We start from the raw sequence: 25,784 nt of genomic DNA on the forward strand, positions 1-25,784 counted from the left end.
ACGGCCGCCCCCGGCCGCGCCCGGGGTCAGGAGGCGCCGTCGGCGCGCAGCGGGAAGACGTTGCCCTGGGCGTTGTCGCGCAGCGATCCCAGCACCGCCCCGATCTTGTCCGCCGGCATCGGCTTGAAGAAGTGGTAGCCCTGCGCCGAGGTGCAGCCCAACTCCGCCAGCGCGGTCCGCTGCTCGGCGGTCTCCACCCCCTCGGCCACCACCCGCAGGCCCAGCTCCTGGGCGAGCCCGACGGTGGTCCGGACGATCGCCGCCGCCTCCGGCGAGTCGGCCATCCGGAGCACGAAGGACCGGTCCACCTTCAGCTCGTCCACCGCGATCCGGGTCAGGAAGGTCAGCGACGAGAACCCGGTGCCGAAGTCGTCGACGGCCAGCTGCACGCCCATCGTCCGGAGGGTGGCCAGCACCTCGTCGATGACCTCCAGCTCGCTCATCACCACCGTCTCGGTGATCTCCAGGACCAGCCGGCGCGGCGGGACCTGGTGCCGGCGCAGCGCGTCGCCGATCTCGCCGGGCAGCCGCGGGTCGAGCAGGCTGCGCGCCGAGAGGTTGACCGAGATCGGCACGTCCAGCCCTTCGCGGGCCCAGTCGGCGGCCACCGCGAGCGCCTTGTCCAGCACGTACCGGGTGAAGGTGCCGAGCTGCTCGCTGTTCTCCACCGGCCGGATGAAGTCGGCCGGGCCGAGCCAACCCCGGCGCGGGTGCTGCCAGCGGATCAGCGCCTCCACCCCGGTCGGCGCGCCGGTGGTCAGGTCCACCGCCGGCTGCAACGCCAGCACCAGCTGGTCGTCGGCCTCCAGCGCCTCCCGCAGCTCGGCGAGGAGCGCCAGGTGGTCGGTGCTCGCCGCGTCCCGGGAGCTGTCGTACGCGGCGACGCTGCCGCCGCCCTCCTTCGCCTGGTACATGGCGATGTCGGCCCGGCGCAGCAGCTCGGTCATGTCGGCGGTACCCGCGTCGGCGACCACCACCCCGACGGCCACCTCGACGGACATCCGCACCCCGGCCACCTCGGTCGGCGCGGCCAGCCGCTCGGCGATCTCCCGGGCCTGGCGCAGCGCGTACGCGATCGGGGCGGTCCGGTCGTCGAGCACCGGGACCGCGGTCAGCAGCAGGGCGAACTCGTCGCCGCCGAGCCGGCCGAGCAGGTCGCCGGGGCGGGCCAGGGCGGCCAGCCGGCTCGCGGTCAGCCGGAGCAACTGGTCGCCCGCGGCGTGCCCCAGGGTGTCGTTGACCTCCTTGAACTGGTTCACGTCGAGCAGCAGCAGCGCCACCGGGTGGTCGTGCGCGAGCTGCCGCAGCGCCTGGTCGCCCTTGGTGAGCAGGGCGGCCCGGTTGAGCAGCCCGGTGAGCTGGTCGTGCACCGCCTCGTACGACGAGCGGGCGGTGACCAGCCGCAGCTCCCGGTGGGTGGCGGCGTCGTGCAGGGCGGCGGCCAGGGCGTCGCCGAACGCGGCCACCCCGTCCCGCTCCCGGGCACTCGGCGGGGCGGACCGGGGGAAGTGCACCCGCAGCCGGCCCACCTCGGCGCTGCCCACGGTGAGCGACCGCACCAGCTCGTGCTCCCCGGTGCCGGCCGTGGCCGGGGGCGTGATCTCGCGGTCGCGCACCTGACCGCCCGCGTCGGCCCGGTAGCGCCGCCACCGGCCGTCGCCCCGGGCCACGTCCACTTCGACCAGTTCGGCGCCGAACAGTGCCAGCGCGCCGGACACCGCGGCCGTCGCCACGCCCCGCTCGTCGAGCTGGTTGAGCGCGGCGGTGGCCTCGGCGAACGCCCGCCAGGTGCGCCGCTCCTGGTCGGCCCGGAGCCGGTGCCGGTAGGTCTGCTGGAGCAGCCAGAGCGGCGGCGGCAGGAGCAGCAGCCAGCGGGCGTCCAGCTCCAGCAGGGTGACCACCACCAGGCCGACGGCCACGTTCCCGACGAACATCAGCAGCTTGCCGCGGAGCGCCGCGACCAGCGGCGGGCCGATCGGGATGCCGTGCCGCAGCGCCAGCGTGGCCCCGCCCAGCCAGATCGTGGTGAGCAGGTACGTCACCGAGCCGGCGACCAGCGCGAGGGCCAGTTCGGGGGTCGGCGCGGCCAGCAGCGGCCGGCCGAGCGCGGTGGCCACCACCGCGGCGAGCGCCGCGGCGGCGGTCAACGAGCCGATGATCCGGACCAGTTCCAGCACCGGGCGGCGGTCGGCGAGCAGCGACATGGCCGTCCAGGCGGCCCCGACGCCGAGCAGGGTCGCGGCCGGCAGCCAACCGGCCGGCGCGACGTAGAGGCAGACCACCAGCGCCGCCTCGCCCCAGGTGATGCTGACCATCCCGGTCGCGGTGCGGAACCGCAGGCGGGCGAGCTGGGCCACGGCGACCGCGGCGACCGCGATGCCGAAGCGGGCGGCCGGCGGCAGCGGATCGTCCGGCGGCAGGGACGCGGGACCGGTGAGCCCCAGTACGGTGGCCGCCAGGGCGGTCACCGCGACGGCCACGGTCAGCAGGAGAACACCGACCGGCGTGCCGCGCAGGCCGAGCCGGTCGGGGCGGTCAGCGCCCCTGCCGGAGGTCACGGGCCCACCCCGTCCGGCGGTGGTCCGAGGGCACGGCGGGCGGCCACGGCTGCCACGAACATCGGCGCCCCCCTTCCGCGCACGGCTCAGGGACTTTTGGTCCCCCCGGCGGAAGGCTAAGCCAAAGCCGGTGGTCGCAACAGGGGGCGACGACCGACTTCGACGTGAATCATGCGCCGACTACCCGTTTCGGCGCTGCTCGGAGCCGTTGGGAGCCCCCGGGCGGGATTCCTGCGCGGTGGGGCCGTCTGTCGGATCGGCGACTGCCGCGTCGGTCCGGGTGTGGTCGGCCGGACCGCTCTGCTGGGGGAACCGGTCCGGCAGCCGGCGCAGCCGGGCGTTCATGTTGCGGATCAGCAGGATGGTGGCGGCGGCGAGCAGCAGGATGAGGAAGAGACCCATCGGGCCGGCCAGCCCACCCGTACGGGTGTCACCGAAGTTGTTCTCCGCGAGCACCTGGGCGGTGGTCAGCATGGTGTTCCTCCGATATGTGGCTGAGCACCAGGGTAGCTCCCCGCCGGATCAGCAGGCATGGGCCGTCTCCCGGACCCCGGCGAAGAGGTCCGACTCGGGCAGCGGGCTGTCCACCAGCGAGCGGGCGAGCTGGTAGTCCTCCGTCGGCCAGGCGCGCTGCTGCAGGTCCATCGGCACCTGGAACCAGAAGCCGTCCGGGTCGATCTGGGTGGCGTGGGCGCGCAGCGCGTCGTCGCGGACCGGGAAGTATTCCGCGCACTCCACCCGGGTGGTGATCCGGCCGCCCTTGTCCTCCCGGTCCTCCCAGCGCTTCATCCAGTCGCCGTACGGCGACTCCAGGCCGGCGGCGAGCATCCCCTCGTGCAGCGCCATGATCTTCGCCCGGGAGAACCCGATGTCGTAGTAGAGCTTCAACGGCTGCCACGGCTCGCCCAGCTCGGGGTAGCGCTCCGGGTCACCCGCGGCCTCGAACGCGGCCACCGTCACCTTGTGGGTCATGATGTGGTCGGGGTGCGGGTAGCCGCCCTCCTCGTCGTACGTGGTGACGACGTGCGGGCGGAACTGGCGCATCAGCCGCACCAGCGGGGCGGCCGCGACCTCGACGTCCTGCAGCGCGAAGCAGCCCCCGGGCAGCGGCGGCAGCGGGTCGCCCTCGGGCAGCCCGGAGTCGACGAAGCCGAGCCAGGCCTGCTCGATGCCGAGGATCGCGCGGGCCGCGTCCATCTCGGCGCGGCGGATCTCGCCGATGTTGGCCCAGACGTCCGGCCGGTCCATCTTCGGGTTGAGCACGCTGCCCCGCTCGCCACCGGTGCAGGTGACGACCAGGACATCCACCCCCTCGGCGACGTATTTCGCCGTGGTCGCGGCGCCCTTGCTCGACTCGTCGTCGGGATGGGCGTGCACCGCCATGAGACGCAACTGCTGGGCCACCTTCGGCTCCTCGTCTGTGCCGGCCGGCCGGACCCGCCCGGGCCGGACCGGCTGACCTGCCGGAATCTCCCCCCGCGCCCGCGAAAGCCCCCGTGCTGGCCGGCCGGTGCCGAGCCCGACCTGCCATCCTTGACTCAGCGCCGGGCTGGGAAGATGGACTCTGCCATTCTTGCCGATGCCGCCGACAACAACGCCAGGAGATACCCGCCGGTGAGCGAGACGCACGCCACAATCGCACCGGGTGAGCCGGTCTTCCCGCCCGGCCGCTACGGCCGTCGCCGGGAGCCCGGCCGCCGCCGTCCGCTGTTGCCGGCCCTGGTGGCGGTCGTGCTGCTGGCCGTCCTCGGGCTGGCCGCCGCGAAGCTCTACCGCCAGTACGGCGACCCCGACTACCGCGCCGAGGTGATCACCTACACCGGGATCACCGACTCCCGGGTGGTGGTCGACTTCCGGGTCACCGTGCCGCCCGGCGGTTCGGCGACCTGCCTGCTGCGGGCCCGCACCCACGACGGCGCCGAGGTGGGACACGTCGAAGCGACCGTGACCGCCGCCGCCGGCCAGCGGCACGTCACCGCGCAGCGGGAGGTGCCCACCACCGCCCGGCCCTTCATCGGCGAGGTGCTGCGCTGCCGCCCGGCCGGCTGACCGGCCCGGACCCGGGTTTTCACCCCCGTCAGCCGGGGTGATCGGCGACACCCCGTGGTGTGCGGCACTGGTAACTTGGAAGTTCACCTGTCAGCCAGTCCGTACCAACCGAGGAGACCGCCTGTGTCCACCAATGGCAACGAGGCGCCCGCCACCTGGCTGTCCCAGGACGCATACGACCGTCTGAAGGCCGAGCTCGACGAGCACATCGCCAACCGGCCGGTCATCGCCGCCGAGATCAACGCCCGGCGCGAAGAGGGCGACCTGCGGGAGAACGGTGGCTACCACGCCGCCCGGGAAGAGCAGGGCAAGGCCGAGGGGCGCATCCGCTACCTCCAGGAGCTGCTGCGCACCGCCAAGGTGGGCGAGGCGCCGACCGCCGACGCGGTGTCGCCCGGCATGGTGGTGACGATCTACTTCGACGACGACGCCAACGACACGGAGACCTTCCTGCTCGGCTCCCGGGAGATCGCCTCCACCACCGACCTGACCGTCTACAGCCCCGAGTCGGCGCTCGGCAAGGCGATCCTCGGCGGCAAGGCGGGCCAGACCTGCACCTACACGGCGCCCAGCGGCGCCGACATCAAGGTGACGGTGGTGAAGTTCGAGCCGTTCTCCGGCTAGCAGACATCCGGACCCGCGCCGGGTGGCTCGGGTCCGACCCGACCGAGGCTGACAGGCTCCTCGGACCCGAGCCACACCGCGTACGCCCCGGCCGACCGGCCGGGGCGTTCGTGTTCCCGCGGGCCGGCGCGGCTCACGACTCGGCCGCGAAGACCACCTGGTAGCCGCTGGCCCGCAGGGCACTGATCAACGTGTCCGAGTGCTCCACCCCGCGGGTCTCCACCGACAGGGCCACCTCCACCTCGCCCAGGCGCAGGTGCGGGTTCGCCCGCTGGTGCTCGACGTCCACCACGTTGGCCCGGTGCTCGGCGATCTCGCTGAGCAGCGACGCGAGCTGGCCCGGCCGGTCCGTGCAGCGCACCGTGACCCGCAGGTAGCGGCCGGCGGCAGCCAGGCCGTGCTCGATCACCCGGAGCATGAGCAGCGGGTCGATGTTGCCGCCGGAGAGCACCGCCACCACCGGCGCCCGCACCCCCTCGACCACCCCGGCCAGCAGCGCCGCCACGCCGACCGCCCCGGCCGGCTCGACCACCTGCTTGCCCCGCTCCAGCAGCATCAGCAGCGCCCGGGAGATGTCTTCCTCGGAGACCGTGACGATCTCGTCGACCAGCTTGCGGACGTGGGTGAAGGTCAGCTCGCCGGGGCGGCCCACCGCGATGCCGTCGGCGATGGTCGAGAACGAGGGCAGGCGTACCGGCTCGCCGGCCTTGAGCGAGGGCGGGAAGGCGGCGGCGCTCGCCGCCTGCACCCCGATCACGCGTACGTCGGGGCGCAGCGCCTTGGCCGCCACCGCCATCCCGGAGATCAGGCCACCGCCGCCCACCCCGGTCACGATCGTCTTCACGTCCGGGCACTGTTCGAGGATCTCCAGCGCCACCGTGCCCTGGCCGGCGATGACGTCCGCATGGTCGAACGGGTGGATGAACACCGCTCCGGTCCGCTCCGCGTAGGTCTGCGCCGCGACGAGCGCCTCGTCCACCGTGCTGCCGACCAGCTCGACCGAGGCGCCGTACCCCTTGGTGGCGGCCACCTTCGGCAGCGGGGCGTTCACCGGCATGAAGACCGTGGCGTGCGTGCCCACCAGCCCGGCGGCGAGCGCCACCCCCTGCGCGTGGTTGCCCGCGCTCGCCGCGACCACGCCACGGTCCCGCTCCGCCGGGGAGAGCCGGGAGATCCGCACGTACGCGCCGCGCACCTTGTACGACCCGGCCCGTTGCAGGTTCTCGCACTTCAACCACACCGGGCCGCCCAGTGCGGCGCTCAACGGCCGGGAAGGCTCCAGCGGGGTGGTCCGGGTGACCCCGGCGAGCAGCTCCCGCGCGGCCTGTACGTCGGCGAGACCGACCAGTTCCGTCATGCCCCGATCGTGCCACCCGCCCCCGGCCGGACCCGCGCCGACGTCGCCGGCGAACCCCCGGCCGGGCGATCAGGCGGCGGTCGGCGACCCCGTGCCGACCCGGGGGTAACCGGGGGCGTGCCGGGCCCAGGGGGCCTGCATCTCGAACTGGCCGGCGACGCCGAGCAGCAGCAGCTCGGAGCCGGGCGGACCGACGAGCTGCACGGCGACCGGCAGGCCGTCCGGGCGGCGGCCGACCGGCACCACGAGGGCCGGCAGGCCGGCGATGTTCCACGGGGCGGCGTACGGGGCGTACCGGATGTTGGCCTTCATGTTCGCCAGCCAGGACCGGCCGGACCAGCCGGCGGCCTCCGGCGGCGGGCCGGCCAGCGCCGGGGTGAGCAGCAGGTCGACCGAGTGGTCGGTGAAGAAGCCGATCGAGCGCTCCCGCCAGGCGGCCCGGTCGGCCTCGCGGACGTACCCCCGGCGCTGCGCCCACTCGCCGAGCGCGACGTGCCGGCGGCTGCGGGCTTGCAGGCCCTGGCGGGGCACCCCGGCGGCCCGCACGTCGGCGGCGGCCGCCGCGAACCAGGTGGCGATGCCCTGCAGGCCCAGCCGGGTCGGGTAGACCGGGTCGGCCGGTACGGTGTCGTGCCCGGCGGCGGCCAGCAGCCGGCCGGCGGCGGCCACCGCGTCCCGGTTGGGCGCGTCCGGCGCGACCCCGCGCACCGGGGAGCGCAGCGAGACCCCGACCCGCAGCCGGGGCGGCGGGACCAGCTTCTCCGGGCGGCGGCCGGCCAGCACCGAGAAGCCGACCACCGCGTCGGCGACGGTGCTGGTGAGCATGCCGTGCTCGGTGAGCCCGAACCAGTCCTCGGCGCCGAGCTGGCAGGGCACCACACCCCGGCCGGGCTTGAGCCCGACCAGGCCGCAGCAGGCCGCGGGGATGCGGATCGAGCCCAGGCCGTCGTTGCCGTGCGCCATCGGCACCAGGCCGGCGGCGACCGCGGCGGCCGCGCCACCCGAGGAGCCGCCCGGGGTACGCGAGCGGTCCCACGGGTTGCGGGTCACCCCGGTCTCGTCGTCGGTGAGCGCCCAGAGGCCGAGCTCCGGCATCCGGGTCACCCCGAGGATCACCGCGCCCGCGCCGCGCAGCCGGCGGACCACCTCGTGGTCGGCCTCCGCCACGGCGGTACGCACGGCCGCCGACCCGTTCCAGGTGGGCAGGCCGGCGACCGGAGTGTTCTCCTTGACCGCGACCGGCACCCCGGCCAGCGGGAGGTTGGCCAGGTCCTCCTGCTCGTCGACCTTCTCCGCCTCGGTGATCGCCTCGCCGCCGCGTACCGTGCGGAACGCGGCCAGCTCGGCGTCGGCCCGGGCGAGGTGGTCCAGGTGGTCGGCGACGACCTGGGTGGCGGAGACGTCGCCGCGGCGTACCCCCCGGGCGATCTGTTTGGCGGTCGCCCCCACCCAGGTCGTCGGCATGATGTCCGGCACGGCCACCCTCCCCAAGCCAGCGGTCAGCCCAGCGCCTGCTCCAGATCGGCGAGCAGGTCGTCGACCGTCTCGATGCCGACAGACAGTCGCACGAGATCGCCGGGAACTTCAAGCGGCGAGCCGGCAGCGCTCGCGTGTGTCATCCGGCCCGGGTGCTCGATCAGGGACTCGACCCCGCCGAGGGACTCGGCGAGCACGAACAGCTTCGCCCGGTTGCAGATCTCCACGGCGTGCTCCTCGCCGCCCGCGGCGCGGAACGAGATCATGCCGCCGAACCGGCGCATCTGCTTGGCGGCCACCTCGTGGCCGGGGTGCGCCGGCAGGCCCGGGTAGATGACCTGACCGACCTTGGCGTGACCGTCCAGGTAGGCCGCGATCCGCTCGGCGTTGTCGCAGTGCCGGTCCATCCGTACCCCGAGGGTCTTGATGCCCCGCAGGGTGAGCCAGGCGTCGAAGGGGCCGTTCACCGCGCCCATCGCGTTCTGGTGGTAGCGCAGCTCCTCGCCGAGCGTCCGGTCGGCGGCGACCAGGGCGCCACCGACCACGTCGGAGTGTCCGCCGATGTACTTGGTGGTGGAGTGCACCACCACGTCCGCGCCGAAGGCGATCGGCTGCTGCAGGTACGGCGAGGCGAACGTGTTGTCGACCACCAGCAGCGCGTCCGCGGAGTGCGCGACGGCGGCCAGGGCGGCGATGTCGGCGATGCCGAGCAGCGGGTTGGTCGGCGTCTCCACCCAGACGATCCTCGTGGCGCCGGGTCGGATGGCCGCCCGGACCGCGTCCGGGTCGGAGACCTTCGCCGGGGTGTACTCCAGCCCCCAACGCTCGGCCACCTTCGCGAAGAGCCGGTACGTGCCGCCGTACGCGTCGTCGGGGATCACCACGTGGTCCCCCGGCTTGCAGACGGTACGCAGCAGGGCGTCCTCGGCGGCCAGGCCGCTGGCGAAGGCGAGCCCCACCGGCCCGCCCTCCAGCGCGGCCAGGCACTCCTGGAGCGCGTCCCGGGTCGGGTTGCCGGAGCGGCTGTACTCGTAGCCCTGCCGGGGCGCACCGACGGCGTCCTGGGCGTACGTGCTGGTCTGGTAGATCGGCGGGATCACCGCGCCCGTGCGGGCCTCCGGGTCCTGGCCGGCGTGGATGGCGAGCGTCTCGAAGCCGTGGTTCATGACCGAGACGTTAGTCCGCCCGCCTGTCCCAGCGCGTGGAACCCGGACGCGCACTAGGCTGCGGCGGTGGCTGGGTGCGTGTTCTGCGGGATCGTGGCGGGCGAGGTGCCGGCGTTCCGGGTCGTCGACGAGGCGGACGGGGTGGCTTTCCTGGACACCCGGCCGGTGTTCAAGGGGCACGTGCTGGTGGTGCCGCGCACCCACCTGGTGACGCTGGCCGACCTGCCGGCCGACGCGCTGCCCGGATACTTCCGGCTGGTGCAGCGGATCAGCGTGGCGGTGGAGACCGGGCTGGGGTCCGGCGGGACGTTCGTGGCGATGAACAACAAGGTGTCCCAGTCCGTGCCGCACCTGCACACCCACGTGGTGCCCCGGACGAAGGGCGACGGCCTGCGCGGCTTCTTCTGGCCCCGCACCCGCTACGCCGGTGACGACGAGGCCGAGGAGTACGCGGCCCGGGTGGCCGCGGCGCTCGACGGACGCCCGGGCTGAGCGGGTAAGGAAGCTGAGCGGGTAAGGAACCGGACGCCGGCGCTGTTGCACCCGGTGGGAAAGCCGAGAGAGGAGTCCCAACCGTGTTCCTTCGCCGCATGAAGGCCGAAATGATCTCTCCCGACCAGGCCCTGCCCGGTCGCCTGATCGCGATGCCGGTCGCCGACCGGCACGAGGTGCTGCCCGCCTCGCTGACGGGCCCCTTCCCGGCGGGCGCGCAGGTCGCCGTCTTCGGGATGGGCTGCTTCTGGGGCGCCGAGCGGCTCTTCTGGACCCTGCCGGGCGTGATCACCACGTCGGCCGGCTACGCCGGCGGCTACACGCCGAACCCGACGTACGAGGAGGTCTGCTCGGGGTTGACCGGGCACGCCGAGGTGGTCCAGGTGGTCTACGACCCCACGAAGATCGCCTACGAGGACCTGCTCAAGGTGTTCTGGGAGAACCACGACCCGACCCAGGGCCTGCGCCAGGGCAACGACGTCGGCTCGCAGTACCGCTCGGCGATCTACGCCAGCACCGACGAGCAGCTCGCCGTCGCGCAGGCGTCGCGGGACGCGTTCGCGCCGATCGTGACGCGGGCCGGCAAGGGCGAGATCACCACGGAGATCGCTCCGCTGGGTGACTACTACCTGGCCGAGGACTACCACCAGCAGTATCTGGCCCCGACCAAGAACCCGAACGGCTACTGCAACCACGGCCCGAACGGGCTGAGCTGCCCGGTCGGCGTGGCCCGTACCGCCGGCTGAGCGACGGGCGTCCGGGCCTGCGGTGTTTGTCACACCGCGGGCCCGGCGCATTTCCGACACCGGTCGCCCCGGGGACCCAAACCGCCGGCTCGGGACAGAGCCACCGCCGCAGCGCGGCATGATAGCGAGCCGTCACACAACTGTCATCGTCTCAACAGGTAAACCGCAACAACCTCTGGCAGCATGGGGCCGCATGTGCGGACTTGCCGGAGAATTCCGCCGTGACGGCTCGCGCGCCGATGTCGGCGTGGTGCAGCGCATGGCGGCGACGATGGACGACCGAGGGCCCGACGACGGCGGGGTCTGGTCGCAGGGCCCGGTGGCCCTCGGCCACCGCCGGCTGAAGATCATCGACCTGTCGGCGGCCAGCGGCCAGCCACTGGTCGACCCGGCCGCCGGCCTCACCGGCGTCTTCAACGGCTGCATCTACAACTACCGGGAACTGCGCGAGGAACTGCGGGCCAGGGGCCACCGCTTCTGCTCCTCCGGCGACAGCGAGGTGGTGCTCAAGGCGTACGCCGAGTGGGGGCTCGACTTCGTCGACCACCTGGTCGGCATGTTCGCGGTGGCGATCAGCGAGCGGGACACCGGCCGCCTGGTGCTGGCCCGGGACCGCCTCGGCATCAAGCCGCTCTACCTGGCCGAGACGCCCGGCACGGTCCGCTTCGCCTCGACCCTGCCGGCCCTGCTGGCCGGCGGCGGGATCGACACCAGCATCGACCCGGTGGCGCTCGCCCACTACCTGAGCTTCCACAGCATCGTGCCGCCGCCCCGCACCATCCTGCGCGGCGTCGCCAAGCTGCCACCCGCCACGGTCCGGGTGTACGAGCCGGACGGCACCAGCCACGAGCGGGTGTACTGGGATCCGGCGTTCAGCCGGGCCGCCGAGCGGGCCGACTGGTCCGCGCGGGACTGGCAGGACGCGCTGCTGGACTCGCTGACCACCGCCGTACGCCGCCGGATGGTGGCCGACGTGCCGGTCGGCGTGCTGCTCTCCGGCGGGCTCGACTCCAGCCTGGTGGTCGCGCTGCTCGCCGGGGAGGGCCAGTCCGGGCTGGCCACCTTCTCGATCGGCTTCGACGCGGTCGGCGGCCGGGCGGGCGACGAGTTCGTCTACTCCGACCTGGTGGCGAAGACGTTCAGCACCGACCACCACCAGATCCGGGTGCCCACCGGCGACCTGCTGCCGCCGCTGGAGGCCGCCGTCACGGCCATGAGCGAGCCCATGGTCAGCCACGACTGCGTCGCGTTCTGGCTGCTCAGCCAGGAGGTCGCGCGGCACGTCAGGGTGGTCCAGTCGGGCCAGGGCGCGGACGAGATCCTGGGCGGCTACCACTGGTATCCGCCGCTCGCCGGCGTCGACCGGGAGCGGGCGCTCGAGACGTACGCGAAGGCCTTCTTCGACCGTGACGCGGCCGGACTGGCCCGGGTGCTCAACCCGGCGTGGCTGGCCGACGGCGACCCGGCCCGCGAGTACGTCGCCGCGCACCTGGCCCGGCCCGGCGCGCAGACCGCGGTCGACGCCGGCCTGCGGATCGACACCCAGGTCATGCTCACCGACGACCCGGTGAAGCGGGTCGACAACATGACGATGGCGCACGGGCTGGAGGCCCGGGTGCCGTTCCTCGACCACGAGTTCGTCGAACTGGCCGCAAGCTGCCCGCCGGAGCTGAAGCTGGCCCAGGGCGGCAAGGGCGTACTCAAGGAGATCGGCCGGCGGCTCCTGCCGCACGAGGTGATCGACCGGCCGAAGGGCTACTTCCCGGTGCCGGGCCTCACCCACCTGGAGGACAAGCTCCTCGACCGGGTACGCGACGCGCTGACCGCGCCCGAGGCCCGCCGGCGCGACCTGTTCCGCGCCGACTACGTCGACGCGCTGCTCGCCGACCCGAACGCCGAACTGACCCCGTTGAACGGAAACAAGCTGTGGCAACTGGGACTCCTGGAAATGTGGCTCCAGAGCCACGGGATCGACTGATCGTGACCGACATCCTCGCCACCGGGACGGCACGTACCGACCGGGATCGGGTGCCGGGCCGCCGACGGGAACGCACCGGCCCGGGCGGTGACCCGGTCGCATCGGGTACGCCGGAGCCGCGTCGACCCGCGGGCTCCCCGGGCGTGGTGCTGGACTGCGGCTGGGGCCGGCTGGTCTTCGGGCAGACGTTCCACGACCAGGTGCAGGTGGCCGACGTGCTGCGCTCCGAGGCGGTCGGCGCCCGCGACATCTGCATCTACCTGCGCGACCCGCACGTGCTGGTGTCCCGGCTGCCGGACGAGCTGTTCATCGACCCGTCGCTGACCTACCGGCTGCCGCTGGGCGGGCAGCGGCCCGCCGCCACCGAGGGTGGCGAGGTTCCCGGGTTGACCGTCCGGCCGCTGCGCGACGCCGACGACGCGGACGCGGTGAACCGGATCTACGCGCGCAACGGCATGGTCACCGCCCCGGTCGACGTGCTCGTCGACAACGCCCGTACCGACCGGTTTCTGCACCTGGTGGCCGAGGACGCCACCGGTGAGGTGGTCGGCACCATCACCGGCGTCGACCACGTGGCGGTCTTCGCCGACCCGGAGAACGGCGCCAGCCTGTGGTGCCTGACCGTGGACTTCAACACCGCGCCGCCGGGCACCGGCCAGGCCCTGCTCACCGCGCTGGCCGACCGGCTCGACGCCCGGGGCCGGGCGTACGTGGACCTGTCCGTGCTGGCGGAGAACTCCGGCGCGATCCGGCTCTACGAGCGGCTGGGCTTCCACCGCACCGCAACGCTCTGCGTGAAGCGGAAGAACCCGATCAACGAGCGGCTCTTCCTGCCCGCCGCCCCCGAGGGGTACGACCAGCTCAACCCGTACGCGAAGATCATCGCCGACGAGGCGATGCGGCGCGGCGTCCGGGTGGAGGTCACCGACCCCCGCTGGGGCGAGTTGCGGCTCAGCAACGGCGGGCGGACCGTGCACACCCGCGAGTCGCTGTCGGAGCTGACCTCGGCGGTGGCGATGAGCCGGTGCGACGACAAGCGGGTCACCCGGCGGATCCTCGCCGAGGCGGGGCTGCGCGTACCACGTGGCCGGACCGCCACCGGCGACGCCGACGACCTGGCGTTCCTGACCGAGGTCGGCCCGGTGGTGGTCAAGCCGGCCCGGGGCGAGCAGGGCAACGGCATCACCGTCGGGGTCCGTACCCCGCAGGCGCTGACCGCCGCCATCGAGCTGGCCCGCCGCTTCTGCCCGGACGTGCTGATCGAGGAGTTGCGCACGGGCGAGGACCTGCGGGTGGTGGTGATCGACCACGAGGTGGTCGCCGCCGCGGTCCGCCGCCCGGCGCAGATCACCGGGGACGGCGTGCACGACATCACCGAGCTGATCGAGCGGCAGAGCCGGCGGCGCGCCGCCGCGACCGGGGGCGAGTCGACGATCCCGGTCGACGAGCTGACCCGTGAGGTGGTCGCCGACGCGGGCCACCGGATGGACGACGTGCTGCCCGAGGGCACGGTGCTGGCCGTACGCCGGACCGCCAACCTGCACACCGGCGGGACCATCCACGACGTCACCGCCGAGCTGCACCCGGTGATCGCCGAGGCGTGCGTGGCGGCCAGCCGGGCGCTGGACATCCCGGTCACCGGGCTGGACCTGCTGGTCCCCGCCCCGGACCGGCCCGAGCACGTGTTCATCGAGGCCAACGAGCGGCCCGGCCTGGCCAACCACGAGCCGCAGCCGACCGCCGAGCGCTTCGTCGACCTGCTCTTCCCCGGCACTCGGGCGCCGCGACGGCTCTGGTCCCCGGCCGGTACGGGAGGCGCCGGGTGAGCCCGGAACCGTTGGCGATCGACCTCGACTACCTGCGCCAGGTGCTGGTGGAGCTGCTGGAGATCCCCAGCCCGTCGGGGCGTACCGACCACGTCCAGCAGTACGTGGGGGAACGCCTCTCGGCGCTCGGGATCGGCTCGACACTGACCCGGCGTGGGGCGCTCAGCGCCTGCCTGCCGGGCCCGCGGGAGACCGGCGCCGACCGGGCGGTCGTGGTGCACACCGACACCATCGGGGGCATGGTCAAGCGGCTCAAGGAGAACGGCCGGCTGGAGCTGAAGCCGATCGGCACGCACAGCGCCCGGTTCGCCGAGGGCGCCCACGTGCGGATCTTCACCGACGACCTGGACCGGGTGGTCACCGGCCAGGTCCTGCCGCTCAAGGCCAGCGGCCATCGCTACAACGAGGACGTCGACCTGCAGGGCGTCGGCTGGGAGCTGGTCGAGGTACGGGTCGACGAACCGGTGGACGACATCGCCGGCCTCCGCGCGCTCGGCGTCGACGCCGGCGACTTCGTCGCGCTGCTGGCCACCCCGACGATCACCCCGAGCGGGTACGTGAAATCGCGGCACCTGGACGACAAGGCCGGGGTCGCCGCCGTGCTGACCGCGTTCAAGGCCATGATCGACGCGGGTGTCAGGCCGGCGGTCACCGCCCACCTGCTGGTCACCGTCACCGAGGAACTCGGGCACGGGGCCAGCCACGGCCTCGACCCGGACGTGGCCGAGATCGTCTCGGTCGACGCGGCGGTGGTCGCCCCGGGTCAGCAGTCCCGGGAGAACGCCGCCACCCTGGCCATGGGCGACGGCGTCGGCCCGTTCGACTACCACCTGACCCGCAACCTGGCGTCGATCGCCCGCGCGCACGGCGTCGACCTGGTCCGGGACGTCTTCGACTACTACCGCTCGGACGTGGCCGCCGCCGTGGAGGCGGGCGCACACGCCCGGGTGGCGCTGGTCGGCTTCGGGGTGGATGCCACCCACGGGCACGAGCGCACCCACCTCGACGGGCTGCGGCACCTCACCCAGCTGCTCTGCCTCTACCTCCAGAGCCCGCTGGTCTTCCCCGAGTGGGACGCCGAGCCGGCGGGCGACCTGGCCGACTTCCCGTCCCTGGCCGTCCAGCCGGCCTCCGACGACGGCCCGCGCGAGGGCCCGATCGGCCTCGACTGAGCGGGCCGAGGCAGCCGCCCGCATGGTGCGCCAAGACGGCAGCCGGCCGCCATGGCGCGCCGAGACGGCCCGCCGGCCGACCGGCGGGAGAGCGGTGCCGGCGGCGTCTGTGATCCAAATCCGTTGCCGGGCAGCCCGGGAAGTGGATAGCGTGGCGGTACACGGGAAAGGAGGTGGTCCAGACTTGTATAGCAATCGGACTCGTGAGGTGGCTGTCCGCTAGCCGCTGTCCTCGACAGTGAAATCTCGTCCGCCGCGAGGCGGGCATCTGCAGGATCGTCGAGACCGTGTGGCAGCGGTGCGGCGAAACCACGACAGCCACCCGACCCCCGGGGTGCCGGCCCAGTCCAGCCGGCCCGCGCGCGAGCGCGGAAGCCCCGGGGGTCGACCCTTTCCTGGGAGATTCCGTGTCGATGCGCGAGCTGGTGGTGCTCGGTACCGCCAGCCAGGCTCCCACCCGGCAGCGCAACCACAACGGCTACCTGCTGCGCTGGGACGACGAGGTGCTGCTCTTCGACCCCGGCGAGGGCAGCCAGCGGCAGATGCTGCACACCGGGATCTCCGCCACCGACCTGACCCGGATCTGCGTCACCCACTTCCACGGCGACCACTGCCTGGGGCTGCCCGGCGTGATCCAGCGGCTCTCGTTGGACCGGGTGCCGCACCCGGTGGCGGTGCACTTCCCGGCCGGGGGCGCCGACTACTTCGCCCGGCTGCGTCACGCGGCGAGCTTCTACGAGACCGCCGAGCTGGCCGTCGAGCCGATCGACGCCGACGGGCAGCGGATCTCCCTGGCCATCGGCACGCTGGAGGCCCGCCGGCTGCGCCACCCGATCGAGACGTACGGGTACCGGCTGATCGAGCCGGACGGCTGCCGGGTGCTGCCGGAGAAGCTGTCCGCGTACGGGATCGCCGGGCCGGCCGTCGGCGCGCTGCTCCGCGACGGCCACCTGGACCTGGCCGGGCGCCGCGTCACCCGGGACGAGGTGAGCGTGCCCCGACCGGGCCAGCGGTTCGCCTTCGTGATGGACACCGGACTCTGCGACGGGGTGTGGGCGCTGGCGGAACACGCCGACCTGCTGGTCATCGAGTCGACCTTCCTGGAGTCGGAGGCCGCCCTCGCCGCCGAGGTCGGCCACCTCACCGCGGCCCAGGCCGCCCGGGTGGCGGCCGAGTCGGGGGTACGCACCCTGGTGCTGACCCACTTCTCGCAGCGATACGCCGATCCGCGCCGGTTCGCCGACGAGGCCCGGGCGCACTTCAGCGGCGAGCTGGTGATCGCGGCGGACCTGATGACGGTGCCGGTGCCGCCCCGCCGGGTAGCCTCGTCCGGGTGACCGTCTCGTTACGCCCCGCCACCGACGCCGACCTGATGCCGGTCGGCGCCCTGCACCAGGCATCCCGGGTGGCGGCGTACTCGCCGTTCCTGCCCGCGGACGCGCTGGCCGCGCCCACGCCCGAGGAGATGGGCCGGTACTGGGCGGAGCGGTGGACCTGGGAGCGGACCGACCACCGGATGACCGTGGCCGAGCGGGACGGCACGCTGGTCGGCTTCAGCTACCTCGGCCCGGACGACGCGGACGACCCGGCCACCGGCCTGCTGAACGCGATCCACCTGGCGCCCGAGGAGCGGGGCCGGGGCACCGGCCGGGCCTTGATGATCGACGCGCTCGACGCGATGCGGGGCCGCGGCTGGTCCCGGGCCGTCCTCTGGGTGCTGCGTGACAACACGGCCGCCCGGCGGTTCTACGAGCGCGGTGGCTGGACCGCCACCGGGGAGGAACGCAGCGACCGGATCGGTCCCGCCGTCGTCGCTCAACTTCGCTACGCCCGCCCTCTCTGAGCAGGGCCCGGACCGACGCCGGGCGTCAGGAGGGGCCCCTCCCCTACGCCAGGGGCGTGGGAAAGGGGCCCCTCCTGATCACTCAGCGGGCGCCGAGGTGGGCGAGCAGGTCCTGCCGGGTCAGCACGCCCTTCGGCTTGCCGTCGACCAGCACCAGGGCGGCGTCGGCCTTCTCCAGCAGGGTGACCGCCTCGCTGACCGGCTGGCCGCCGCCGATCATCGGCAGCGGATCCGCCATGTGCCGCTCGATCGTGTCGTGCAGGTGCGCCTGGCCGGTGAAGAGCGCGTCGAGCAGGTCCTTCTCGGCGATCGAGCCGGCCACCTCGCCGGTCACCACCGGCGGCTCGGCCTTGAGCACCGGAAGCTGGGAGACGCCGTACTCGCGCATGTAGTCGATCGCGTCGCGGACCGTCTCGGTCGGGTGCACGTGCACCAGTTCGGGCAGGCCACCGGGCTTGCCGCCGAGCGCGTCGGCCACCGTGGGCTCGGCGCCGGAGTTGTCCAGGAAGCCGTACCGGGCCATCCAGGAGTCGTTGAAGATCTTCGACAGGTAACCCTTGCCGCTGTCCGGCAGCAGCACCACGATCACGTCGTCCGGACCGGCCTTGCGGGCCACCTCCAGGGCGGCCACCACGGCCATCCCGCAGGAGCCGCCGACCAGCAGCCCCTCCTCGCGGGCCAGCCGCCGGGTCATCTCGAACGACTCCTTGTCCGACACCTCGACGATCTCGTCGGCCACGGTGCGGTCGTAGGTCTCCGGCCAGAAGTCCTCGCCCACGCCCTCGACGAGGTACGGCCGGCCGGTGCCACCGGAGTAGACCGAGCCCTCCGGGTCGGCACCGACGATCTTGACCCGGCCCGCCGAGGCCTCCTTGAGGTAGCGGCCGATGCCGGAGATGGTGCCGCCGGTGCCGACGCCCGCGACGAAGTGGGTGAGCGCGCCCTCGGTCTGCTTCCACAGCTCCGGGCCGGTGGTCTCGTAGTGCGAGCGCGGGTTGGCCGGGTTGCTGTACTGGTTGGGCTTCCAGGCGCCCGGGATCTCGCGGGCCAGCCGGTCGGAGACGTTGTAGTAGGAGCGGGGGTCCTCCGGGGCGACCGCGGTCGGGCAGACCACCACCTCGGCGCCGTACGCGCGCAGCACGTCCTGCTTGTCCTGGCTGACCTTGTCCGGGCAGACGAACACGCACTTGTAGCCCTTGAGCTGGGCCACCAGGGCCAGGCCCACGCCGGTGTTGCCGCTGGTCGGCTCGACGATCGTGCCGCCCGGCTTGAGGATCCCGGCCCGCTCGGCGTCCTCGACCATGCGCAGCGCGATCCGGTCCTTCACCGAGCCGCCCGGGTTCAGGTACTCCACCTTCGCCAGCACGGTCGCCTGGATGCCCTCGGTGACGTTGCGCAGGCGGACCAGCGGGGTGTTGCCGATCAGCTCGACCACGTTGTCGTAGTACTGCACGTCGTTGTGCCCTTCGTCGCGCCGCCGTCGTGGGGCGGCCGGTAAGTCGTCAGTTCGTCGCCCAGGGTACGTGCCGTCAGGGCACCAGATGCCCGGGGATGACCGACCTGCGACGCGCCTCCCACTCCAGGAACCGCTCGGTCTCGGCGAGCACGCTGCCGGCCAGCCAGGTGACCATCACCGCGTCGTCGGCCAGCCCGAAGATCGCCAGCGGGATCTCCGGCAGCAGGTCGATCGGGGACACGATGTACGCGGTGGCCGCGGTCATCAGGGCCAACCGCAGGCCGCCGTCGTACTCCCCCTTCGCGGTGGCCCGGATCATCCGCGGCAGCGCCGCCAGCCGGGCGCCCACCGACGGCCCGCCCCGGGCCCCGGACGCCAGCGCCCGGGCCAGTGCGGCGAACGCCGCGCTCCGCTTCAACGTCTTGCCCATGTCGTCGCCCCTCTCCGCTCGACCAAGGGTGCGGCCCCGGCGCAAGTCCGGCGTCCGCTGCCGAACAGGTACCCGGAACGGTGGTCGCCCAGCCTCCTGATCACCGGACGGCGGGTGTCGGGGTGGCGCGATAATGTCGGTGCATGGGGGACGTCGGTTCCGTCGCGCGGGTCGACTGGCCGCGCGCCCGCCGGATCGCCCGGCTGGCGGCGATCGGCACGGGCGCCACCGTGGCGGCCACCGTGGCGACGGGTGGGGTGCTGCTCGGCCAGGCCCGGCAGGCCCGGCGCACCATCCCGATGGCCGAGGCGCCCCCGCCGCGCTGCGACGGGGTCTACGGCGCGAAGCTTCCCGGTCCGCCGGTCACCATGGTCATCCTCGGCGACTCCTCGGCCGCCGGCTACGGCGTGCACCGCCGCCGGGAGACCCCCGGCGCGCTGCTGGCGACCGGGCTGTCCCGGCGGCTGCACCGGCCGGTCCGGCTCTGCCGTTTCGCCGTGGTGGGTGCGCTGTCGGCCGGGCTCAAGCCGCAGGTCGAGTCGGCCCTGGAGGTCGAGCCGGACATCGCCGTCGTGCTGGTCGGGGGCAACGACGTCACCAACCGCACCCCGCCCTCGGTGGCGGTGCGCTATCTGGTCGACGCGGTCCGCGCCCTGCGCGCCGCGGGCTGCGAGGTCGTCGTCGGCACCTGCCCCGACCTCGGCGCGATCCGCCCGATCCAGCCGCCGCTGCGCTGGCTGGCCCGCCGGTGGAGCCGCCAGCTCGCCGCCGCGCAGACGGTGGCGGTGGTCGAGGCGGGCGGCTGGACGGTCTCCCTCGGCGACCTGCTCGGTCCCCGTTTCGCGGCCGAGCCGGCCCGGATGTTCGCCTGGGACCGGTTCCACCCCTCGGCGGAGGGGTACGCGGTCGCCGCGGCGGCGCTGCTGCCCACCGTGCTCTCCGCGCTCGGCGCCGGCCAGGAGCGGCGCTCCTCGCTCGCGGGCCGGGAGGGCGTACGGTCGCTCCCGGAGGCGGCCCAGGAGGCGGCCCGGCACGCCGGCACGGAGGTCAGCGCCACCCAGGTCCGGGGTCGCGACCGGGGTCCCGGCGGGCGCTGGGCGCAGCTTCGGCGGCGGGCCTTCTTCGGTGTCGGCGCGGCGGCGCAGTCCGGCGCCGCCGAGTCTCCGACCCTGGAGGGACTGGCATGAGCGGGCCCAGCAGGGGCATCATCAGCAGGCACAACGTGGGTCACGCTCACGTCTGCCCCGCCAGTGAGACACGGCGGCGAGCAACCGGCGCCACCCGGGCCGGCCGCACCGCCGCCACCAGGGAGGTGTCGTCATGACCGAGCGCAACGAGCTCGCGGCTCGGCTGGGTCGGGCCGCCGCCCTGTCCCTGTTCGCCGGGACGGTCGGGGGCGCGGCCGTCCTCGCCGGCCAGGCCATCGCCGCCCGCAACCGGCAGTACGCCCAGCCCGAGTTGGGCCTCGCCCTACGCGCCACGGTGGGCCGGGCCGGCGCCCCGCCGCTGCGGCTGGTGCTGCTCGGCGACTCCTCGGCGCTCGGCGTCGGGGTGGAGCACTTCGAGGAGACGATCGGCGGGCAACTCGCGCACCTGCTCGCCGAGGGGCCGGCCGGCCGCCTGGTGCACCTGTCCAGCGTGGGCGTCTCGGGTTCCCGCTCGACGGATCTGGCCACCCAGGTGGCCCGGGCGCTGCTCGGCGAGCGCCCCGACGTGGCGGTCATCCTGGTCGGGGCGAACGACGCCACCGCGCTGGCCCGGCCCGGCGACGCGGCGGCGTACCTGGGCTCCGCGGTGCGCCGGCTGCGCGAGGCGCACGTCGAGGTCGTCGTCGGCACCTGCCCGGACCTGGGCGCGGTACGCGCGGTCGACGCGCCGCTGCGCCAGGTGCTCGCCTGGTCCGGCCGGCGGATCGCCCGGGCGCAGACGTCGGCCGTGCTGAACGCCGGGGGTGGCGTGGTCGACCTGGCCACCGAGACCGGCCCGGTGTTCCGGGCCGACGCCGGCACGCTCTGCCACGACGGCTACCACCCCTCCGCCGACGGCTACCGGGTGTGGGCGCACGCCCTGCTCCCGGCGGTGGAGGCGGCGGCCACCGTCGCCACCCGGCACCACTGACCGCGCCCGGCGGGGTGACATTTCCCGCCCGGCCGGCAGCTTCCGCCTCAAGTTACCCGCGGGTTAACGTTGGTTCATGCCGATTGAGTCGCCCCGCGACGCCGTCATCGTCGCCACCGCCCGGTCCCCCATCGGCCGGGCGTTCAAGGGTTCCCTGCGGGACGTCCGCCCGGACGACCTCGCCGCCACCATCGTCCAGGCCGCGCTCGACAAGGTGCCCGCGCTCGATCCCACCACGATCGACGACCTCTACCTGGGCTGCGGCCTGCCCGGCGGTGAGCAGGGCTTCAACATGGCCCGGGTGGTCGCCACGCTGCTCGGCCTGGACGGGCTGCCCGGCGCCACGCTGACCCGCTACTGCGCCTCGTCGCTGCAGACCACCCGGATGGCGATGCACGCGATCCGGGCCGGCGAGGGCGACGTGTTCATCTCCGCCGGCGTCGAGACCGTCTCCCGGTACGCGCGCGGCAACTCGGACACCCTGCCGCCGGAGGCACAGGCGCTGGTCGGCGGCGGCTGGGAGAACCCGCGCTTCGCCGAGGCACGCCGCCGCTCCGAGGCCCGCGCCCAGGCCGGCGCCGAGGTGTGGACCGACCCGCGCGAGGCCGGCCAGCTCCCCGACATCTACCTGACCATGGGGCAGACCGCGGAGAACCTGGCCCAGGTGTACGACGTCACCCGCGCGGACATGGACGCGTTCGGGGTACGCAGCCAGAACCTCGCCGAGAAGGCGATCGCCGACGGCTTCTGGGCCCGCGAGATCACCCCGGTCACCACGCCGGACGGCACCGTGGTCAGCACCGACGACGGCCCGCGCCCGGGGGTGACCCTGGAGGGGGTGGCCGGCCTGAAGCCGGTGTTCCGCCCGGACGGCCGGATCACCGCCGGCAACTGCTGCCCGCTCAACGACGGCGCCGCCGCCGTGGTGATCATGAGTGCCGGGCGGGCGTCCGAGCTGGGGCTCACCCCGCTGGCCCGGATCGTCTCCACCGGCGTCACCGCGCTCTCCCCCGAGATCATGGGCCTCGGCCCGGTCGAGGCGTCGAAGCAGGCGCTCAAGCGGGCCGGCATGACCATCGACGACGTCGACCTGGTCGAGATCAACGAGGCGTTCGCCGCCCAGGTGATCCCGTCCTACCGGCAGCTGGGCATCCCCGAGGAGAAGCTGAACGTGATGGGCGGCGCGATCGCCGTCGGCCACCCGTTCGGCATGACCGGCGCCCGGATCACCGGCACCCTGCTCAACGCCCTGGAGTGGCACGACAAGACCATCGGCCTGGAGACCATGTGCGTCGGCGGCGGCCAGGGTATGGCCATGGTGCTCGAACGACTGAACTGAGCAACCGGTTCGGCCGGAAGCCGGCCGGGTACGGGAGGCGCCATGGCGACCGTGGTGGAACGCGAGCGCAAGTACTCCGGTGACGAGGGCTTCCGGCTGCCCGACCTGGCCGGGTGCGGTGGCGTCGAGACGGTGTCCGACGCCACCGCCCTCGACCTGGACGCGGTCTACTGGGACACCGCCGACCTGCGGCTGGCCCGCAGCGGCTTCGCGCTGCGGCGGCGGACCGGGGGGCACGACGCGGGCTGGCACCTCAAGGTGGGCGCGGCGGGCGGCGCTCGGACCGAGCACCAGTTCCCGGCCGGGCCGGACGACCAGGAGCCGCCGGCCGAACTGGCCGCGCTCTACCGGGCCGCCGCCCGGGGCGCGGCCGTCGCCCCGGCCGCCCGGGTCCGCACCCGGCGCCGGGAACGCCGCCTGCTCGACCCGGACGGGCGGACCCTGGCCGAGGTCGCCGAGGACACCGTCGAGTCCGAGGACCTGGTCAGCGGGGTCCGGCAGGCGTGGCACGAGATCGAGGTCGAGCTGGTCGACGGCGACGAGCCGCTGCTCGACGCCGTGGCGGACCGGCTCCGCACGGCCGGCGCGCGCCCGGTGCCGGTGTCCAAGTCGCACCGCGCGCTGGGCGACCGGCTGGCGCAGGCCCGGCCGGCGGCGCCGGACCCCGCGGCGGCGCCCGTCCTCGACTACCTGGCCGCCCAGCGTGACGCGCTGATCGGCAACCATCCGGGAGCGCTCGCCGGCGACGAGGACGCGGTGCACGACATGCGGGTGGCCGTCCGCCGGCTCCGCTCCACGCTGCGGACCTTCCGGGGGCTGTGGGATCGGGCGGAGAGCGAGCAGGTGCGGGCGGAGCTGAGCTGGCTGGGCGGCCGGCTCGGGCCGGTCCGGGACGTCCAGGTGATGTCTGCCCGGCTGGCCGACGCGGTGCACGCGGAACCGGCGGAGCTGGTGCTCGGCCCGGTCGCCGCCCGGCTCGCCGAGCGGTTCGCCGCCGAGCTGGCCACCGCCCTCGACGGCGCGCGCGCCGCGCTCGACTCCGACCGCTACACCGACCTGCTGCGCCGGCTGGACGCCCTGGTCGAGGAGCCGCCTGCCCGCGAGGTACGGCCCGGCTGGGTGGCCCGCCGGGTACGCCGGGCGGTCACCCGCTTCGACGAGCGCCTGGACGCCGCGCTGGCCGGCGGGGACGACGACGCGCTGCACGAGGCCCGCAAGGCCGGCAAGCGCGCCCGGTACGCCGTCGAGGTGCGCGAAGCGACCGTCGGAGCACCGGCCACGAAGCTGGTGAGCCGACTCAAGGACCTCCAGGATGTGCTCGGCGCGCACCAGGACTCCGTGGTGACCCGGGAGGTGCTGCGCGAGCAGGCGTTGCGGGCGCACGCGGACGGCGAGAACACGTTCACCTACGGGCTGCTGCACGCCCGGCAGGCCGCGGCCGCCGACCGGGAGCTGCTTGCGCTGCCCCGGGCCCGGGACCGGGCTCGCCGGCGCAAGGCCCGCCGCTGGCTCAAGCGCTGAATCGGGTCGTTCAGCGCCTTGCCCTGGGCGAGATACGTGCTCTACCATCCCGGCTTCACCAGGAGCGGCGACCGCAGCGCCCTCCCGTGGCTCGTCCGCGGACTTCTGGCGGCGGCATCGGTGGCAGCCCGGCGGATCGTCGACGCGGTCGCCCCCATCCACCGGTTCGTGGACGAACCGCCGGCTACGCCACTGACCGCCATCGACCGGGGCAGGCAACTCCCGCCCGATTTCCCGACCCTCGACCCGCGCGACGCCGAGCGGTTGATGGACCTGACGGAGAAGCTGCTGAGTTGATGCGTATCGCCCACAGCCTGGGTGAGATTTTGAGACAGCGGGCCCCCAGCGGGGCCGGCGTCGTCCAGGATCTTCCGCTAGAGGGCGGCGCGGGTCGCCGCCACCGCCGCCGCGGCCCGGGCCAGCACCGGCTCGGGGGCGCCGGCCGCCACCAGGTCGGCGGCGACCACCCGGAGCTGATCCGGCAGGACCAGGTCGCTGTCGAGCCGGGGTACGTCCCGGCGCGGCTCGCCCGCCGCGTCGGCCGCCAGGGTGGCCAGCTCCTGCACCAGCTTGTGCACCAGGTCGGCCCGGGCCACGTTGCCCCCGGCGGCCTGCGCCGACCAACGCGGCTGCTGCCAGTGCCCGACCTGACGGACCAGCAGCTCCACCACCCGGTCCAGTTCCGCTGCGCTCATCGCGGCCGAGTCTACGACGGCGGGCGGCCGCGCCCCGGCGACCGGCGCGGACCGGGGTGCCACCCGGCGGCGTGGCAGGTGAGTGGTCGCCCGGCCGAGCGGGAGCGGTCGTACGGTCAGCGCCGCAGGTAGCTGAGCAGGCGGAGGATCTGCCAGTACAGGAAGATCAGCCCGACCAGCAGCCCGAACGCGCAGTACCAGGCGTACCGGCGGGGCAGCCCGGCCCGGGTGGAGCGCTCGACCAGGTCGAAGTCGAGGATGAAGCTGAGCGCCCCGGCGATGATCGCCACCCCGGAGAAGAGGTACGGCAGCCAGCCGACCCGGGCGGTGAGGCTGTACACCTCCAGTCCCTGCCGCCCGGTGAGCAGGTAGGTCACCAGGTTGACCAGGCCGACGGCGAGGATCCCGATCAGCGCGCCGAGGACGAGCCGGGCCAGCCGGGGGGTGGCCCGGATGACCCGGGCCCGGTAGAGCAGCGCCATGCCGAGGAAGACCCCGAAGGTGCCGATCACCGCCTGGGCCACGATCCCCGGGTAGACCAGTTCGAAGGCCCGGCTCGCCACGCCCAGCAGCAGCCCCTGGAGCACCGCGTACCCGACGATCAGCGGCGGGTTGGTGACCTGCTTCAGCGAGATGAACAGCACCAGCGCGAGGCTGGCCAGGGCGGTGCCGGCCAGCGCCGCCGAGATCCAGGCCGCCGGCGGGACGAGCACCCAGGCGACCGCCGCGGTGACGCCGGTGATCAACAGCAGGCCGACGGTGCGGCTCACCACGTCGGCGACGCTCATCGTCTCGGCGGCCCCGACCCCGAGGACCTGGCGTTCGGCCCGGCCGACGTCGTCCAGCCGGTCCAGGACCGGGTTGGCACTGCGCACCGTGACCTCCTTGCCGCCGTACCCCGGCTCCCACTCTGCCCCGGGCGGCCCGGCGGCGGCGGG

General features: G+C 74.1%; 24 protein-coding genes. 14 read left to right on the forward strand and 10 right to left on the reverse strand.

The genetic code is table 11. The annotated features are described in order from the left end of the window. Window positions 1-26: 26 nt before the first annotated feature. The 3 genes from ACIBPB_RS01310 to mca form a co-directional block, all read right to left on the reverse strand. Window positions 27-2,516, reverse strand: coding sequence for a putative bifunctional diguanylate cyclase/phosphodiesterase (locus tag ACIBPB_RS01310; protein WP_396838150.1), 2,490 nt, complete (start codon window positions 2,514-2,516; stop codon window positions 27-29). Between the two features lie 222 nt (window positions 2,517-2,738). After that, window positions 2,739-3,032, reverse strand: a complete 294-nt coding sequence (locus ACIBPB_RS01315) for a hypothetical protein (RefSeq protein ID WP_396837661.1) — start codon at window positions 3,030-3,032, stop codon at window positions 2,739-2,741. Window positions 3,033-3,080: 48 nt separating this feature from the next. Then, the gene (mca, locus tag ACIBPB_RS01320; RefSeq protein WP_396837662.1) at window positions 3,081-3,962 is read right to left on the reverse strand and encodes a mycothiol conjugate amidase Mca; all 882 of its coding nucleotides are present in this window, start codon (window positions 3,960-3,962) and stop codon (window positions 3,081-3,083) included. 210 nt (window positions 3,963-4,172) lie between these two features. On the opposite strand from mca, the gene ACIBPB_RS01325 reads away from it, so the two are divergent. Next, window positions 4,173-4,607 (forward strand): DUF4307 domain-containing protein, encoded by a 435-nt coding sequence (locus ACIBPB_RS01325; protein WP_396837663.1) that lies wholly within the window; start codon window positions 4,173-4,175, stop codon window positions 4,605-4,607. Between the two features lie 123 nt (window positions 4,608-4,730). Continuing rightward, window positions 4,731-5,231, forward strand: a complete 501-nt coding sequence (gene greA / locus ACIBPB_RS01330; RefSeq protein WP_396837664.1) for a transcription elongation factor GreA — start codon at window positions 4,731-4,733, stop codon at window positions 5,229-5,231. A gap of 133 nt (window positions 5,232-5,364) precedes the next feature. On the opposite strand, the gene ilvA is transcribed toward greA, so the two are convergent. From ilvA to ACIBPB_RS01345, 3 genes are all read right to left on the reverse strand, one after another. Continuing rightward, complete coding sequence (gene ilvA / locus ACIBPB_RS01335) at window positions 5,365-6,588, reverse strand: threonine ammonia-lyase (RefSeq protein WP_396837665.1); 1,224 nt, start codon at window positions 6,586-6,588, stop codon at window positions 5,365-5,367. A 69-nt stretch (window positions 6,589-6,657) separates the two neighbouring features. Then, the gene (locus ACIBPB_RS01340) at window positions 6,658-8,070 is read right to left on the reverse strand and encodes an amidase (RefSeq protein WP_396837666.1); all 1,413 of its coding nucleotides are present in this window, start codon (window positions 8,068-8,070) and stop codon (window positions 6,658-6,660) included. Between the two features lie 17 nt (window positions 8,071-8,087). Further along, window positions 8,088-9,230 (reverse strand): cystathionine gamma-synthase, encoded by a 1,143-nt coding sequence (locus ACIBPB_RS01345; RefSeq protein ID WP_357315820.1) that lies wholly within the window; start codon window positions 9,228-9,230, stop codon window positions 8,088-8,090. A 66-nt stretch (window positions 9,231-9,296) separates the two neighbouring features. Between ACIBPB_RS01345 and ACIBPB_RS01350 the strand changes: the two genes are divergently transcribed. The 7 genes from ACIBPB_RS01350 to ACIBPB_RS01380 all read left to right on the forward strand — a co-directional run bounded on the left by ACIBPB_RS01350 (window position 9,297) and on the right by ACIBPB_RS01380 (window position 17,287). After that, on the forward strand, window positions 9,297-9,722 hold the full coding sequence (locus ACIBPB_RS01350; protein ID WP_396837667.1) for an HIT family protein: 426 nt from the start codon (window positions 9,297-9,299) through the stop codon (window positions 9,720-9,722). Between the two features lie 83 nt (window positions 9,723-9,805). After that, window positions 9,806-10,468, forward strand: a complete 663-nt coding sequence (msrA, locus tag ACIBPB_RS01355; RefSeq protein ID WP_396837668.1) for a peptide-methionine (S)-S-oxide reductase MsrA — start codon at window positions 9,806-9,808, stop codon at window positions 10,466-10,468. Between the two features lie 193 nt (window positions 10,469-10,661). After that, the gene (locus ACIBPB_RS01360) at window positions 10,662-12,446 is read left to right on the forward strand and encodes an N-acetylglutaminylglutamine amidotransferase (RefSeq protein ID WP_396837669.1); all 1,785 of its coding nucleotides are present in this window, start codon (window positions 10,662-10,664) and stop codon (window positions 12,444-12,446) included. 2 nt (window positions 12,447-12,448) lie between these two features. Further along, window positions 12,449-14,272, forward strand: a complete 1,824-nt coding sequence (gene ngg, locus ACIBPB_RS01365; protein WP_396837670.1) for an N-acetylglutaminylglutamine synthetase — start codon at window positions 12,449-12,451, stop codon at window positions 14,270-14,272. Then, entirely contained in the window at window positions 14,269-15,444 is a 1,176-nt protein-coding gene (locus ACIBPB_RS01370; RefSeq protein ID WP_396837671.1) for an osmoprotectant NAGGN system M42 family peptidase, read from the forward strand. The genes ngg and ACIBPB_RS01370 overlap by 4 nt, the downstream gene beginning before the upstream one ends. Window positions 15,445-15,851: 407 nt before the next feature. After that, on the forward strand, window positions 15,852-16,781 hold the full coding sequence (locus ACIBPB_RS01375) for a ribonuclease Z (RefSeq protein WP_396837672.1): 930 nt from the start codon (window positions 15,852-15,854) through the stop codon (window positions 16,779-16,781). Beyond that, a complete protein-coding gene (locus ACIBPB_RS01380) occupies window positions 16,778-17,287 on the forward strand; it encodes a GNAT family N-acetyltransferase (protein WP_396837673.1) in 510 nt (169 codons plus the stop codon). The genes ACIBPB_RS01375 and ACIBPB_RS01380 overlap by 4 nt, the downstream gene beginning before the upstream one ends. 82 nt (window positions 17,288-17,369) lie before the next feature. Here ACIBPB_RS01380 and ACIBPB_RS01385 read toward each other — a convergent pair whose 3' ends face one another. Both ACIBPB_RS01385 and ACIBPB_RS01390 read right to left on the reverse strand, forming a co-directional pair. After that, the gene (locus ACIBPB_RS01385; protein ID WP_357315854.1) at window positions 17,370-18,740 is read right to left on the reverse strand and encodes a cystathionine beta-synthase; all 1,371 of its coding nucleotides are present in this window, start codon (window positions 18,738-18,740) and stop codon (window positions 17,370-17,372) included. Window positions 18,741-18,816: 76 nt separating this feature from the next. After that, window positions 18,817-19,173, reverse strand: coding sequence for a YkvA family protein (locus ACIBPB_RS01390; protein WP_046562568.1), 357 nt, complete (start codon window positions 19,171-19,173; stop codon window positions 18,817-18,819). A gap of 143 nt (window positions 19,174-19,316) precedes the next feature. On the opposite strand from ACIBPB_RS01390, the gene ACIBPB_RS01395 reads away from it, so the two are divergent. The 5 genes from ACIBPB_RS01395 (at window position 19,317) to ACIBPB_RS01415 (ending at window position 24,448) form a co-directional block, all read left to right on the forward strand. After that, complete coding sequence (locus ACIBPB_RS01395; protein ID WP_396837674.1) at window positions 19,317-20,360, forward strand: SGNH/GDSL hydrolase family protein; 1,044 nt, start codon at window positions 19,317-19,319, stop codon at window positions 20,358-20,360. Window positions 20,361-20,493: 133 nt separating this feature from the next. Then, window positions 20,494-21,291 carry an SGNH/GDSL hydrolase family protein gene (locus tag ACIBPB_RS01400; RefSeq protein WP_396837675.1) on the forward strand — a complete coding sequence of 266 codons (798 nt, stop codon included), beginning with the start codon at window positions 20,494-20,496 and terminating at the stop codon, window positions 21,289-21,291. A gap of 76 nt (window positions 21,292-21,367) precedes the next feature. After that, window positions 21,368-22,630 (forward strand): acetyl-CoA C-acetyltransferase, encoded by a 1,263-nt coding sequence (locus ACIBPB_RS01405; RefSeq protein ID WP_396837676.1) that lies wholly within the window; start codon window positions 21,368-21,370, stop codon window positions 22,628-22,630. Between the two features lie 42 nt (window positions 22,631-22,672). Further along, window positions 22,673-24,151, forward strand: a complete 1,479-nt coding sequence (locus ACIBPB_RS01410; protein WP_396837677.1) for a CHAD domain-containing protein — start codon at window positions 22,673-22,675, stop codon at window positions 24,149-24,151. 120 nt (window positions 24,152-24,271) lie between these two features. Beyond that, window positions 24,272-24,448 carry a hypothetical protein gene (locus tag ACIBPB_RS01415; RefSeq protein ID WP_396837678.1) on the forward strand — a complete coding sequence of 59 codons (177 nt, stop codon included), beginning with the start codon at window positions 24,272-24,274 and terminating at the stop codon, window positions 24,446-24,448. A gap of 77 nt (window positions 24,449-24,525) precedes the next feature. Here the strand turns inward: ACIBPB_RS01415 and ACIBPB_RS01420 are convergent, their stop codons facing one another. Together ACIBPB_RS01420 and ACIBPB_RS01425 are read right to left on the reverse strand one after the other, a co-directional pair. After that, window positions 24,526-24,846 (reverse strand): hypothetical protein, encoded by a 321-nt coding sequence (locus tag ACIBPB_RS01420; protein WP_396837679.1) that lies wholly within the window; start codon window positions 24,844-24,846, stop codon window positions 24,526-24,528. A gap of 116 nt (window positions 24,847-24,962) precedes the next feature. Further along, window positions 24,963-25,721 carry a Bax inhibitor-1/YccA family protein gene (locus ACIBPB_RS01425; protein ID WP_396837680.1) on the reverse strand — a complete coding sequence of 253 codons (759 nt, stop codon included), beginning with the start codon at window positions 25,719-25,721 and terminating at the stop codon, window positions 24,963-24,965. Between the last annotated feature and the right edge of the window lie 63 nt (window positions 25,722-25,784).

This window comes from Micromonospora sp. NPDC049836 (assembly GCF_044465125.1).
Classification (GTDB): Bacteria; Actinomycetota; Actinomycetes; order Mycobacteriales; family Micromonosporaceae; genus Micromonospora.

Excerpts from the sequence above, each read along its gene's own strand:
- ACIBPB_RS01315 (WP_396837661.1), bottom strand. The coding sequence starts at position 3,032 with ATGCTGACCACCGCCCAGGTGCTCGCGGAGAACAACTTCGGTGACACC.
- ilvA (WP_396837665.1), bottom strand. The coding sequence starts at position 6,588 with ATGACGGAACTGGTCGGTCTCGCCGACGTACAGGCCGCGCGGGAGCTG.
- ACIBPB_RS01345 (WP_357315820.1), bottom strand. The coding sequence starts at position 9,230 with ATGAACCACGGCTTCGAGACGCTCGCCATCCACGCCGGCCAGGACCCG.
- ACIBPB_RS01360 (WP_396837669.1), top strand. The coding sequence starts at position 10,662 with ATGTGCGGACTTGCCGGAGAATTCCGCCGTGACGGCTCGCGCGCCGAT.
- ACIBPB_RS01390 (WP_046562568.1), bottom strand. The coding sequence starts at position 19,173 with ATGGGCAAGACGTTGAAGCGGAGCGCGGCGTTCGCCGCACTGGCCCGG.
- ACIBPB_RS01395 (WP_396837674.1), top strand. The coding sequence starts at position 19,317 with ATGGGGGACGTCGGTTCCGTCGCGCGGGTCGACTGGCCGCGCGCCCGC.
- ACIBPB_RS01400 (WP_396837675.1), top strand. The coding sequence starts at position 20,494 with ATGACCGAGCGCAACGAGCTCGCGGCTCGGCTGGGTCGGGCCGCCGCC.
- ACIBPB_RS01405 (WP_396837676.1), top strand. The coding sequence starts at position 21,368 with ATGCCGATTGAGTCGCCCCGCGACGCCGTCATCGTCGCCACCGCCCGG.
- ACIBPB_RS01410 (WP_396837677.1), top strand. The coding sequence starts at position 22,673 with ATGGCGACCGTGGTGGAACGCGAGCGCAAGTACTCCGGTGACGAGGGC.
- ACIBPB_RS01420 (WP_396837679.1), bottom strand. The coding sequence starts at position 24,846 with ATGAGCGCAGCGGAACTGGACCGGGTGGTGGAGCTGCTGGTCCGTCAG.